The following is an 11,740-nucleotide window of genomic DNA, read 5'->3' as shown; positions in this document are numbered from 1 at the left end:
CTCAGGCTCCCTGTTTGCGGAAATAGCGGTGTGGCACGAATGGCATCGGCGTGACCGTTGCCTGGAACAGCTTACCGCGCTGCTCCAGCGTCAGAGCGCTGCCCTCGCCCGCCAGCGGCGTTGCGACATAGCCCATGGCGATCGGCCGACCGAGCGTTGGCGAATGGCCGCCGGAGGTGATCCGACCGACTTCATTGCCTTCGCCGTCCAAGATCAGGGCGCCCTCACGTACCGGCTGGCGGCCCTCAACGAGCAGGCCGACCCGCTTCTGAGCCGCACCGTTTTCGAGCTCTGCCATGATGCGAAGCGAACCGGCGAATCCACCCTCAGCGCGGCGGCGCTTGCCAATGGCGAAGGTGAGATCAGCCATGACCGGCGTGGTCGCCGTGTCGAGGTCATGACCATAGAGTGGCAGTCCCGCCTCGAGCCGTAGCGAGTCGCGGGCGCCAAGGCCGATGGGCTTGGCGCGTTCATCGGCCAGGATGGCGTCGGCAAGCGCTTCGACATCGCGACTGGACACTGAAATCTCGAACCCGTCCTCGCCGGTGTAGCCGGAACGGCTGACCCAAAGCGGTTTCCCGTCCCAGTGAAATAGCGCGGCCTGCATGAAGCTCAGCTCCGACACTCCCGGTACGATCGCGTCCAGAACCTGCACCGCTTCCGGTCCCTGCAGGGCTAGGAGGGCCTGCTCCTTCATATGGTCCATGACGATGGTGCGCGGCAGGCGCTTCTCGAACTCGGCGATGTCGCCTTCCTTGGTCGCGCCGTTGACGACGACATAGAATTGCTCGCCGCGTCGCGTGGCCATCAGGTCGTCGATGATACCGCCATCCTCCGACAGCAGCATCGAGTAGCGCAGGCGCCCGTCCTTTAGGATCAGCAGGGCGCCCGGAAACAGGGTTTCAAGCGCGCGGTCTACTTCGGGTCCGTGGAACAGCAGCTGCCCCATGTGGCTGACATCGAACAGCCCGGCATGCTCGCGCACCCACAGATGCTCGGCCATGATGCCCTCATACTGGACCGGCATTTCGTAGCCCGCGAACGGCACCATCCTGCCGCCCCGCGCACGATGCCAGCCGTCCAGCGGCAGCTTCTGGAGATTTTCGCTCGATTCCGTCACGCCGCCTGTCCTCTCGAAAGCCCGATGCGCGGACGGCATGCGTCCTCGCTGGTTGGATTCGGGCCCCCTTCTGTCGCGGCGACCTGAGAGCTTTCACGGCAGGACGCCGCTTACCCCTTCGGTGGTCCCCGATTGTGCGAGGACACTTTCCAGACTGTCGGGCGCGCGCGGTCCTTTTGCCTGAGAGATTCCGGGGGCGGTTGCTCCTTCGGCGCCCGGCCATAAGACCGGGTCTCTCCCGCGACGCCCTCCGAAACCGGCATGCCAGCCCCGGATGACGATTGCCGCTGTGGCGATGGCGCAAGGCGCTGTCAACGCGCCAGCGACGATCAGCCTAGCGGGTTGCGTTGTAGCGAAGCTGTTCCTGCGTCAGTTGGAAGCCCACGAGATGCTCAAACGTCGCACGGGTGACCGCATCACGCACATTCGCTTTCGACAGCGGATCGATTGCGGCGTCCGGATCCCCCGGCTTGCGTTCGCGGGTAAGTTCGCGGCGGATGTCTTCCGGAAGCGTCGCGACCGAGCGCGAAACCTGGATCGTCGCCTGGCCCGTGGTCTGCGCGCGGATGCTGCCTGCAGCGAAATTCAGCGCAATATTGCCAACCCGCTTCGCAACGACCTGCGTGCCGCCCTGCATCGCCACGGTGAAGTAAGGCAGGACAACGGTCCGTGCCTCGCCAGGGTCGCGGCGGGTCGCCACTACGTCGAACGTCGCGACCGAAACGACATTCGCGCCGGTTTCATCGCAACTGGAGCGCAGGTTGGTGATGGCTGCCGACACGTCGAGCGCCGCGGCATCGGTCCGGCCCGACGGATTGAAGACGGTGATATCGCCGGTTGCGGCAGGGATGCCGACCTGCGGGCAGGCGGAGCGGGTCACATAGACACCACCATCTCCGATCGTGCCCTCGCGGGAACAGGCCGATGCCAGCAGGACCAGTGCAAGAGCAGCGAGGCGAAGCTTCACGATGGCGAATTCCTTTGATCGACGGCTTAACAGATTGGCTCGTGTTCATAGGAAGCGCCTTGGCTGGCTGCAAGCAATCGCTTACATCGCCGACGATGAGTTTCCCCAAACCCCCGCTTCACGTCGTTATCGCTGCGCCGCGCGGCTTTTGCGCCGGCGTCGATCGGGCGATCAAGATCGTCGAGGTTGCCCTCGATCGCTACGGCCCGCCAGTCTATGTCCGGCATGAGATCGTCCACAACCGCTTCGTGGTCGACCGTCTGCGCGGCATGGGCGCGGTCTTCGTCGAAGAGCTGGACGATGTTCCTGACGGCCGTCCGGTCATATTTTCGGCGCATGGCGTGCCAAAGGTCGTCCCCGCCGCCGCCCAGGCGCGCGGCCTCGAATATGTCGACGCGACCTGCCCGCTGGTGAGCAAGGTACACCGGCAGGCGCAGCGGCTGGTCGAGGCCGGAAAGCATATCCTGTTCATCGGCCATGCTGGCCACCCCGAAGTCATCGGCACCTTCGGCCAAGTGCCCGAAGGCGGCATGACCCTGGTCGAGACGGTCGAGGATGCCGAGCGCATCGAGGTCAGCAACGAAGAAAACCTCAGCTTCCTGACGCAGACGACGCTTTCGGTCGATGACACGGCGGAGATCGTCGGTACTTTGCAGCGCCGATTCCCATCGATCCGGGCCCCGCGCGGCGAGGATATCTGCTACGCCACGTCCAACCGCCAGGCGGCCGTTAAGGGGATCGCCGCCCGCTGTGAGCGGATGCTGGTGATTGGTGCGCCGAACAGCAGCAACTCGCTTCGGCTGGCAGAAGTGGCCGAGCGTCTCGGAACCCCGTCGCGCCTGATCCAGCGCGCCACCGATATCGATTGGGATTGGCTTGGCACTCCCGCAACGGTGGGAGTTACTGCCGGTGCATCAGCACCGGAACTGCTGGTTCGCGAAGTGATGGGCGCGTTGTCCGAGCGGTTCGAGGTGACCGAGGAAGAGGAAGCACATGTCAACGAAGACATGGTGTTCAAGCTTCCCCGCGAACTCGTCGCCTGAGCATGGAAGAATTCCCGGAAGTCGAAATCTTCACCGATGGCGCATGCAAGGGAAATCCCGGCCCTGGGGGCTGGGGAGCCATCCTGCGCTTCGGTGACAAGGAACGCGAATTGTCCGGCGGCGAAAACCCGTCGACCAACAACCGAATGGAGCTGATGGCGGCCATCGAATCGCTAAAGGCGCTGAAGCGACCGTGTCATGTGCAGCTAACCACCGACAGCAATTACGTGCGCGACGGGATTACCAAGTGGATCCACGGCTGGCGCCGCAACGGCTGGCGCACCGCTGACAGGAAGCCGGTCAAGAATGCAGAGCTATGGCAGGCGCTGCTCGAAGCAACGGCCCCGCACCGGATCGATTGGCACTGGGTCAAGGGTCACGCCGGTCATCCCGAGAATGAACGGGCCGACGCCCTTGCCTGTGCGGAAGCGGAAAAGCGCCGCTAAACACCGATCTGCCGGGGAGCGAAATCGGCCGGGTCGATCCCGGCAAGTGAAGCCGGCAATGGCTGGTCGAGGATGAGCGAGGCACACATCAGCGACGCAGCCGGCGCGGTCTGAATGCCCATGCCGCCCTGTCCGACGCACCAGAAAAACCCGTGTGAAACCGGGTCGAAACCGAATTTCATTCCGCGATCCGGGGCGAAGGTCCGAAGCCCTGCCCACTTTCGTTCGACCGCCTCGACGGGCCAGTCCACCGCTCGCTGAAACCGGTCGACGGCAACGGCAACGTCCATTTCTTCCGGCGCCACATCGCACGGGTCGACGGGCGTTTCATCGAGTGGACATACCCACACGCTATTGTCGCCCTCACCCTTAAAATAGAAGCTCTGGTGAAGGTCAGTGACGAACGGAAGGTCGCGAAGGCCATGGCGCCCCACCCGCACCTGGACGACAGTCCGGCGCTTGGGGACTAGACCAAGCGGCGCCACGCCGCTTTTCCGCGCAACTTCATCTCCCCATGCGCCAGCGGCATCGACCAGGATCGTCGTTTTAATGTGGCCGGCCTCGGTGTCGGCAATCCAATGACCTTCCTGGCGCGAGGCCGACCGGAACGTGCAATCGGTGCGCACTTCCCCTCCCCTTCGGCGAATGGCGGCAAGACAGGCCGCGTGAAAGGCCGCAACGTCGATATCCGCGCAACTGCTTTCCAGCCATGCGCCCGTCCATTGGTCGCGAAGTCCCGGGATTAGTTTGTCTAGCGCCGCCCGGTCGAGGTGCCTCGGCGTATAGATACCACCGAGATCGTCGCCCGCTTCCATATCTTCCCCGCATGGGCCCGTCAGATGAATTGCGCCGCGATGGCGTAGCAGTGGCACATCGCTTCCCGGCCATCCCTCATCAAACATCGCCTTTGACGCGAGGCTGAGGTCGCGCTCGGGACTCGGACCGCCGAGACTCGCCTGCCAGAAGGCGGCGGACCGGCCGGTGGAATGACGTCCACAGACATCCTCCGCCTCGATTAGGAGGACTTTGCGCGTTCCTGCCAGCCTGGCACCAAGGCTGGCACCGGCGATCCCGCCGCCGACAATCAGGACTTCGACCGTTTCCATTTCTGGCGGCTGGTTACGGTTTGGAAAGGCGGCGCGTCTAGAGGTGTGTTCATGATGAACGCGGAATTCACCTTGGCGCTGCTCGCCGTCTTGGCGCTGTTGCTGGTCTGGATCGCAGTCGTGGACGTGCGGACCTACACCATTTCAAACGGCGTCAACGTCGCGATTGCCCTTATGGCGCCGCTCTACTGGTGGTCCGCCGGCGTACCCGTCTGGCCGGAAGGTGCGATCCGCATCGGAGCCGGCATCGTCGTTTTCCTCCTGTTTGCCGTCGCTTTCTATCTCAATGCGATGGGCGGCGGCGACGTGAAGCTAGCCGGCGCCCTCGCGCTGTGGTTCCCGGTGCCGGAAACGGTCAAGTTTATCGTCATCACGTCGCTGGCCGGCGGCGTGCTCACACTGATTGTCGTGGGCCTTCACAAGGCCCGCAAAAAAGAAGGCCGTCCGGAGGTCCCGTACGGCGTCGCAATTGCGTTCGGCGGATTGTGGTTACTCGCCCAACGCTTTCTTAACCATTTTGCCTGATGGTTAGCGATCATTGAGTGGGCCCTTTAGGGGAGGCGTGTTCGCCATGGACGTCAAGAAAGTTGCGCTGCTCGTTGGAGCGCTGGTCATTGCGGTGGTTACCGCCATCATGGCCAAGAACATGTTCACTGGAGCCGGGGCCGAAGCGGCCAATGCTGCGCCTGTGGTGCCGATGGGCCCAAAGGTGCTCGTCGCCCGCAAGGCGCTTCCGGTTGGCACCATCATCGACGCCGAGAGCCTGACGTTCCAGGCTTGGCCTAAGGAGCTGGTGCAGAACGCGTACTACACCGAGGGTTCGCCCGAAGCCGATATGCAGAAGCTGCTCGGCACGGTCGTCCGCAACCCGATCACTGCCGGCCAGCCGCTGACCCGCGGCTCGCTCGTGGGCCCGAATGACCGCGGCTTCCTCGCCGCGGCGCTCGGCCCGGGCATGCGCGCCGTGACGGTACCGGTTTCGGCCACGTCGGGTGTTGCCGGCTTTATCTTCCCGGGTGACCGCGTCGACGTGGTCTTGACCCAGGACGTGATCGGCGGCGGCGATGGCCCGCCCCTGAAGGTTTCCGAGACGATCGTCCGCAACCTGCGCGTTCTTGCCACCGACCAGCGGATCGACGGCAAGAACGAAGAAGGCAAGACCGAGGTCAAGACCTTCACCACGGTGACGTTCGAAGCGACGCCACGGATTGCCGAGAAGATCGCGGTTTCCCAGTCGATGGGCACACTTAGCCTGGCGCTGCGCTCGATCGCGGACAACAATGCCGAACTCGAACGGGCAGTTGCCGCCGGCGCCGTCAAGGTCCCCGAAGGCACCAACCCGGCAGAAGAGCGCCGCATGCTGCTGGCGGTCGCCAACCAGCCTACGGACAACAACACGACCTACACGACAGGTGGTGACGTGTCGCGCTTCCAGCGCCGCAGTGTCCCCGCCAAAGCCGGCGCCACTCCGGTTGCCGGTACCGTCGCGGCAGCACCCGCTGCCGGCGTCGGCGGCCAGCCGGTCGTAACCGGCCCGGTCGTCCGCGTTGCCCGCGGCAACAATGTCACCGTCGTTCCGGTGGGAGCTCGCTAAGATGACCGCTAAGAAAAACCGCAGCCACGCATACCTGGGCACCGCCCTCGCCGCGCTGGCCCTCGGCCTCGGCTCCGTCGCCGTCGCCACCCCCGCCGCCGCGCAGTCCCGTGCCGCGCGTCCGTCGGAAACGCTGACGCTCTCGCAGAACGCCGGCACAATGGTCCGCCTGTCGGCGCCAATGTCCGACGTGTTCGTTGCCAACGACACGATCGCGGATGTGCAGGTTCGCTCGTCGACCCAGCTCTACGTATTCGGCAAGTCGGCCGGCGAGACGACGGTCTATGCAACCGATCGTAGCGGCCGTGTTGTTTACGCTGCCAACGTCCGCGTCGGTACAAACGCCGGCTCGGTCGGCGAGATGCTGCGCATGGCGATGCCGGAAGCTAACGTCCAGGCGACGCCGATGAACAACCTGGTCCTGCTGACCGGCACCGTTGCCTCACCTGAGGATGCGGAAGAAGCCCGGCGCCTGACCCAAGCCTATGTCGGCGATGGCACACAGGTTGTCAGCCGCCTTCGCTCCGCGACACCGCTGCAGGTCAATCTTCGGGTGAAGATCGCCGAGGTGAACCGCACGCTTCTGAAGGAAGTCGGCATGAACCTGCTGTCGATGGGCGACAGCACGGGCGGCTTCAACTTCGGCATTTCCAGTGGTGGTTCGAACAACCCGATCACCATCACGCCGGGTGAAGACGGTGCCCCTGACACGGTGAGCATCGCCCAAGCGACCGGATCCGTCCTGTTCGGCAGCGGCAAGCTGTTTGGCGTCGACCTTCTTGGCGCGCTGAAGCTGGCCGAAACCGATGGCATGGTGACGACGCTGGCCGAACCAAACCTTACCGCCCTCTCCGGCGAAACCTCCAGCTTCCTGGCTGGCGGCGAATTCCCGGTGCCGATTTCTCAAAGCCTCGGCGCGGTGACGATTGAATATAAGCAATATGGTGTCGGCCTGGCCTTCACGCCGATCGTTTTGGCTGACGGCCGCATCTCACTGCGCGTCCGCCCGGAAGTCAGCGAATTGTCGAACGAGGGCTCGATCCGCCTCAACGGCTTCGAAGTCCCGGCGCTGGTTACTCGCCGCGCTGAGACAACCGTCGAGCTCGGTTCCGGCCAAAGCATGATGATTGCCGGACTGCTGCGTAACGCCAACACCAACTCGGTCGACAAGGCCCCGTTCCTGGGTGACCTGCCGATCCTGGGCGCCCTGTTCCGCTCGACCCGCTACCGCCGGGCCGAAACAGAACTGGTCATCATCGTCACGCCGTACCTGGTGCGGCCGGTGTCGACCCAGCTCGCCCTGCCGACCGACGGTTATCGTTCGCCGAACACTGGCCAGATGGTCATCGGCGGCCAGAGCTACACCGGTGTTTCCGGCGCACGGCCGACTGCTGTCGCCCCCGCTCCCGCGCTGAACGGCGCGGCAGCGGCCACCGCTGCCCCGGGCTTCAAACTGTGACCGGCCCCGCCACAAGGAAGGATCAGACGATGCGCCGTCATTTCGCTCTACTGGCCGTCGCCACCGCACTGGCCGGCTGTACCCATGATGCGCCAAACGCAGACCTGCGTGGGGTAAACCCGGTCAACGTGCCGGTCGTCAGCCGCGCCGACTATGTGTTCGACGCTTCTGCGCCCGACGGCACGCTTGCTCCGGCCGAAGCCGCTCGTCTCGACGGCTGGTTCCGCTCGATGCAGCTTGGCTATGGCGATGCAATCTACGTCGACGGTCCCTACGCCTATGGCGCCCGGGATGAAGTCGCCCGCGTCGCTGGCCGGTACGGCCTGTTGGTCAACGATGGCGCGCCGGTTACCGTAGGGGCGATTGCCCCGGGCACCGTTCGGATCGTTGTCAGCCGGACTCGCGCCAGCGTGCCTGGCTGCCCCAACTGGTCGATCCCGTCGCAGCCGAACTTCGATAATGCGTCCATGTCCAACCTGGGCTGCGGCGTGAACTCGAACCTCGCTGCAATGGTCGCCAACCCGGAAGACCTGGTTCATGGCCGCGAAGGCAGCGGCGTAAGCGATGCTGCGACGGCAAGCCGCGCGATCGGCGTCTACCGCTCCACGCCGCCTACAGGCACGAAGGGCCTGCAGGACATCAGCACCAAGAAGGGCAATTAAAGATGAACGCTCCGTTCCAAGCCCGAGCGGGTCTGCGTGACCCCTTCACCGCATTCGTCTGCGACGACGCGACGGCCGACATGCTGCGCCCTGTCGCGGTCGAGCATGGCTGGTCGCCGGAGAAGGTTCACAAAGGTGGCCTTCGCAACGCGGTTCAGTCGCTATCGGTGTCTGCCAGCCCTACGATCTTGTTCGTAGACCTTTCGGAATCGGCGGATCCGCTGAACGACATCAATGCGCTCGCCGAGGTTTGCGAGCCCGGCACGGTCGTCATCGCGTCCGGCCAGGTCAACGATGTCCGGCTTTATCGCGACTTGGTCGCCAGCGGCATCCACGACTATTTGTTGAAGCCGTTCACGGTCGACCAGCTGCGCGACACGTTTGCGCATGCCCAGGCGATCCTGTCGGGTCCGCGCGGCGAAGCACAGGCCGATAAGCCGCACGTGCTTAGCGCCGTTATCGGCGTTCGCGGCGGCGTCGGTGCATCGACCATCGCTACCAGCCTTGCGTGGCTGATGGGCGAAAAGTCGCATCGTTCGACGGCACTGTTGGACCTCGATGTCCACTTCGGGACTGGCGCCCTCGCGCTGGACCTGGAGCCGGGCCGCGGCCTTACCGACGCAATTGAGAACCCGAGCCGCATCGATGGACTGTTCATCGAGCGCGCGATGATCCGTGCCAACGAGCGTCTGTCGGTTCTGTCGGCCGAAGCTCCGCTTCACCAGCCACTGCTGACCGATGGCACCGCCTTCTTCCAGCTTCAGGAAGAGATGAAGAACGCCTTTGAATCGACGGTACTCGACCTGCCGCGACAGATGCTGATCCAGTATCCGCACATGGTGCATGACGCACATGCGGCGGTGGTCGTCAGCGAACTGACGCTGGCCGCGACGCGCGACACGATCCGGGTCCTCGCCTGGCTCAAGTCCAACGCGCCGCAAACCAAGGTCATCGTCGTCGCCAACCGCGTCCCGGCCGGCGGCGCGCTCGAGATCAGCAAGAAGGATTTCGAGCAGTCGATCGAACGTAACGTCGACATCGTTTTCCCGGACGATCGCAAGGTTGCGGCCCAAGCGGCCAAGCTTGGCAAGCCGATGGCCGAGATTGCGACCGGAAAGATGGCAGCGCCCTTCACCCAGCTGTCGAACATGGTGCTGAGCCATGCCAGCGAGGAAGGCGTCGCTTCGGACCAAAAGTCCGCTAGCGGCAAGTCGCTGGTCGGCAACCTGAAGTCGATGCTGGCCAAGCCGAAAGACAAGGCCGCTTAAGCTTCTGGTGACGAGCGCGGGAGGGGTTCCGCCCCTCCCCGCCGAACGTGACGAGCAGGACGAACGGACGGATTATGGTCTACATCATCATCTTGGCAATGGGCGTCCTGGGCGCCCTCCTGCTCGGCGGCAAGGCATTCAGCGGGCCTAACCCGCGGAGGGCCGCGAAGCGCCGCATGGAACTCTTGAAAGAGCGCCACGCAGAGAGCGTCCTGACCGCAAATGCGCAGGCCCAGATCCGCAAGCTGATGGCCGCCCGCCAGAGCCGGGTCGAAGGCTTCGCATCAACCCTGATCCCGAAGCCCGCGCTCATGCGCAAGCGCCTTGAGCAGACCGGCAAGGACGTTAGCCTTGGCAAGTACGCCATGGCCTCGGTCGGCATCGCTCTGTTCGTTGCTGCCCTCCTGATGATTAAGGGCATGCCGTTCCTTCTGTGCTTCTTTGTCGGCATGTTCGTGGGCGTAGCCGTGCCGCACTTCGCGGTCGGCTTCATGATCAAGCGCCGTGTCGCGAAGTTCACATCCAACTTTCCGGACGCGATCGAGCTTATGGTTCGCGGCCTCCGGTCGGGTCTTCCGATCACCGAAACGCTGGGCATCGTTGCCGGCGAAATCCCAGGCCCGGTTGGCGTCGAGTTTCGTGCGGTCGCCGACAAGATGAAGATCGGCCGCACCATGGAAGCAGCGCTCCAGGAAGCGTCGGACCGCCTAGGAACCGCTGAGTTCCAGTTCTTCGTCATCACTCTGGCAATCCAGCGCGAGACGGGCGGCAACCTGGCGGAGACGCTGTCGAACCTGGCGGACGTGCTGCGCAAGCGTGGGCAGATGAAGCTGAAGATCAAGGCAATGAGCTCCGAATCCAAGGCCTCGGCCTATATCGTCGGCTCACTGCCCTTCATCGTCTTCACGCTCGTGTGGATGATCAACCCGACCTACATGGGCGGCTTCTTTGAAGATCCGCGCCTGATCGTGGCGGGCCTCGGCGGTCTCGGCTGGATGAGCATTGGCGTGTTCATCATGGCCAAGATGGTCAACTTCGAAATCTGACGGGACATTGACGATGGCAGCCCCCACCGGACCTACACTTCTCGGCGTCGACGTCATCTGGGTCGCAACCGTGCTCAGCGCGGTGGCTACCTTCGCGGTGATAATTGCCATTTACGCGGCCACGACCGTCAGGGACCCGATGGCCCGTCGCGTCAAAGCACTCAACGAACGTCGTGAGCAGCTGAAGGCCGGCATCGTCGCGTCAACGAACAAGCGAAAGAAGCTGACGAACAAGAACGTCGCCGCTGACCGCGTGCGCGGCATCCTCAGCAGCTTCAAGATGCTGCAGGACGACCAGATCAAGAAGACGCAGGTCCGCCTGATGCAGGCGGGTATCCGCACCAAGGATCTGGCCTTCTTCATCATCTTTGCGCGCTTCGTCCTGCCGGTCGTGCTGGGCATCGGCGCGGTCGTGCTGATCTATGTCGTGGACTATTTTCCCGACTGGTCGTGGTTCAAGAAATATGCCTTCGTCGCCGGCACGCTCGTCGGCAGCTATAAGGCGCCTGACGTCTGGCTGACCAACAAGGTCAAGAAGCGCAGCGATTCCGTCCGCAAGGGCCTCCCCGACGCGCTCGACCTGCTGGTCATCTGCGCCGAAGCCGGCCTGACGGTCGACGCTGCATTCAACCGCGTCGCAAAGGAGCTGGGAAAAGCCTATCCGGAACTGGGCGATGAATTCGGCCTCACCTCGATCGAACTGGGCTTCCTCGCCGAACGCCGCAACGCTTTCGAAAACCTGGCGACCCGCGTCGACCTGGAAGCAATTCGCGGCGTCGTGACGACGATGATCCAGACGGAAAAGTACGGCACGCCGCTTGCGTCCGCACTGCGTGTGCTGTCCGCCGAGTTCCGCAACGAGCGCATGATGCGTGCCGAGGAAAAGGCCGCGCGCCTTCCGGCGATCATGACCATTCCGCTGATCCTGTTCATCCTGCCGACCCTGTTCATCGTCATCCTGGGCCCGGCCGCCTGCTCGATCAGCGACAACCTGTTCAAGCAGTAACAAACTGATCTCTCCGGTGGGGG

Annotated in this window: 12 protein-coding genes and 2 riboswitches; of the genes, 9 read left to right on the top strand and 3 right to left on the bottom strand. The window is 63.8% G+C overall.

All coding sequences use genetic code 11. The annotated features are described in order from the left end of the window. Position 1: 1 nt before the first annotated feature. Both gcvT and D3M59_RS09760 read right to left on the bottom strand, forming a co-directional pair. On the bottom strand, positions 2 to 1,159 hold the full coding sequence (gene gcvT / locus D3M59_RS09765; protein WP_119533476.1) for a glycine cleavage system aminomethyltransferase GcvT: 1,158 nt from the start codon (positions 1,157 to 1,159) through the stop codon (positions 2 to 4). Positions 1,160 to 1,189: 30 nt separating this feature from the next. Then, positions 1,190 to 1,274: riboswitch (glycine riboswitch) on the bottom strand. A 4-nt stretch (positions 1,275 to 1,278) separates the two neighbouring features. Continuing rightward, positions 1,279 to 1,371: riboswitch (glycine riboswitch) on the bottom strand. An 83-nt stretch (positions 1,372 to 1,454) separates the two neighbouring features. Then, positions 1,455 to 2,087, bottom strand: a complete 633-nt coding sequence (locus tag D3M59_RS09760; protein ID WP_325048612.1) for a hypothetical protein — start codon at positions 2,085 to 2,087, stop codon at positions 1,455 to 1,457. Between the two features lie 95 nt (positions 2,088 to 2,182). On the opposite strand from D3M59_RS09760, the gene ispH reads away from it, so the two are divergent. Beyond that, complete coding sequence (gene ispH, locus D3M59_RS09755) at positions 2,183 to 3,130, top strand: 4-hydroxy-3-methylbut-2-enyl diphosphate reductase (protein WP_119533610.1); 948 nt, start codon at positions 2,183 to 2,185, stop codon at positions 3,128 to 3,130. A gap of 2 nt (positions 3,131 to 3,132) precedes the next feature. Beyond that, the gene (rnhA, locus tag D3M59_RS09750; RefSeq protein WP_119533475.1) at positions 3,133 to 3,576 is read left to right on the top strand and encodes a ribonuclease HI; all 444 of its coding nucleotides are present in this window, start codon (positions 3,133 to 3,135) and stop codon (positions 3,574 to 3,576) included. On the opposite strand, the gene D3M59_RS09745 is transcribed toward rnhA, so the two are convergent. Continuing rightward, a complete protein-coding gene (locus tag D3M59_RS09745; protein WP_119533474.1) occupies positions 3,573 to 4,682 on the bottom strand; it encodes an NAD(P)/FAD-dependent oxidoreductase in 1,110 nt (369 codons plus the stop codon). The two genes, rnhA and D3M59_RS09745, sit on opposite strands and share 4 nt — an antisense overlap. Before the next feature lie 51 nt (positions 4,683 to 4,733). Between D3M59_RS09745 and D3M59_RS09740 the strand changes: the two genes are divergently transcribed. The 7 genes from D3M59_RS09740 to D3M59_RS09710 all read left to right on the top strand — a co-directional run bounded on the left by D3M59_RS09740 (position 4,734) and on the right by D3M59_RS09710 (position 11,717). Continuing rightward, positions 4,734 to 5,207 (top strand): A24 family peptidase, encoded by a 474-nt coding sequence (locus D3M59_RS09740; protein WP_233543225.1) that lies wholly within the window; start codon positions 4,734 to 4,736, stop codon positions 5,205 to 5,207. 46 nt (positions 5,208 to 5,253) lie between these two features. Then, the gene (gene cpaB, locus D3M59_RS09735) at positions 5,254 to 6,276 is read left to right on the top strand and encodes a Flp pilus assembly protein CpaB (protein WP_119533473.1); all 1,023 of its coding nucleotides are present in this window, start codon (positions 5,254 to 5,256) and stop codon (positions 6,274 to 6,276) included. 1 nt (position 6,277) lies between these two features. Then, positions 6,278 to 7,735, top strand: coding sequence for a type II and III secretion system protein family protein (locus D3M59_RS09730; RefSeq protein ID WP_119533472.1), 1,458 nt, complete (start codon positions 6,278 to 6,280; stop codon positions 7,733 to 7,735). 29 nt (positions 7,736 to 7,764) lie between these two features. After that, positions 7,765 to 8,397 carry a CpaD family pilus assembly protein gene (locus D3M59_RS09725; RefSeq protein WP_119533471.1) on the top strand — a complete coding sequence of 211 codons (633 nt, stop codon included), beginning with the start codon at positions 7,765 to 7,767 and terminating at the stop codon, positions 8,395 to 8,397. A 2-nt stretch (positions 8,398 to 8,399) separates the two neighbouring features. Further along, positions 8,400 to 9,665, top strand: coding sequence for a pilus assembly protein CpaE (locus D3M59_RS09720; RefSeq protein ID WP_119533470.1), 1,266 nt, complete (start codon positions 8,400 to 8,402; stop codon positions 9,663 to 9,665). 74 nt (positions 9,666 to 9,739) lie between these two features. Continuing rightward, complete coding sequence (locus D3M59_RS09715; protein ID WP_119533469.1) at positions 9,740 to 10,711, top strand: type II secretion system F family protein; 972 nt, start codon at positions 9,740 to 9,742, stop codon at positions 10,709 to 10,711. A gap of 13 nt (positions 10,712 to 10,724) precedes the next feature. Further along, positions 10,725 to 11,717 carry a type II secretion system F family protein gene (locus D3M59_RS09710; RefSeq protein WP_119533468.1) on the top strand — a complete coding sequence of 331 codons (993 nt, stop codon included), beginning with the start codon at positions 10,725 to 10,727 and terminating at the stop codon, positions 11,715 to 11,717. Positions 11,718 to 11,740 lie beyond the last annotated feature (23 nt).

Source organism: Sphingomonas edaphi, from assembly GCF_003583725.1.
GTDB classification, from domain to species: domain Bacteria; phylum Pseudomonadota; class Alphaproteobacteria; order Sphingomonadales; family Sphingomonadaceae; genus Sphingomicrobium; species Sphingomicrobium edaphi.
This window is presented reverse-complemented; position numbering and strand designations above follow the sequence as displayed.